Here is a 772-nt window from a genome sequence, read left to right on the forward strand (position 1 = left end):
CCATCGCCTACGATATGGTGCATCGATAAGAAAAAAACATGGTCATCCTCTTCTAATTTAATCAGCGAAGCTCTGATGAGGGGCGCTTTTTCTAAATCGAAAGGCTCCCTGTTCATTTCTTCCAGATAACCCGAAACCAATTGGTTTTGAGCATCATGACCCAAGAAGTCTTTTTGCGTCATCTCAAAGTTTACATCCTCGATTGGGATGATAAACTGGCGGGCTTCCCCTTCTGAATCAATTTTAAAACAAGTGCGCAAGATCTCATGGCGGTGTATCAAACTAATGAATGACGTCTCAAATTTGCTAATATCGACAGCTCCTTTTAGCTGTACTGCAGCAGGCATATTATAAGCCAAAGATCCACCTTCCAGCTGGCTTAATATCCAAAGTCTGCGTTGTGATGAACTTAAAGGATAAGAATCCGATTCCTGAGCCTGGGCAATAGCCACATCTCCCTCTATCATATCTTGACTGATAATAGAAACATCCGCCTTAATTAGTTTTGCCAAATCCTCAACAATAGGATTACGAAGGAGATCTTCCACCTTTAAAGTATACCCTTTTTGCTTTAGTCTTGACACTACCTGAATCGATTTGATAGAATCTCCTCCTAAATTATAGAAAATGTCTTTGACACTTATCACTTCCTGCTTAAGAACTAAAGCCCAAATATCAACTATAAGCTGTTCTTCTTCATTTCTTGGCGCTACATATTCTTTTTTAATGATGTCTTGACCTGTTACATTTGGAAGCGCTTTTCTGTCCACTT

The 772-nt window shown here is 39.6% G+C and carries 1 protein-coding gene; it reads right to left on the minus strand.

What is annotated here, in order from left to right; translation table 11 throughout:
• On the minus strand, positions 1-772 hold a 772-nt coding region (locus ACE01P_RS24380), incomplete at both ends, for a condensation domain-containing protein (protein WP_379701663.1).

It is taken from the genome of Flavobacterium sp. HJSW_4, from assembly GCF_042436695.1.
GTDB lineage: Bacteria > Bacteroidota > Bacteroidia > Flavobacteriales > Flavobacteriaceae > Flavobacterium.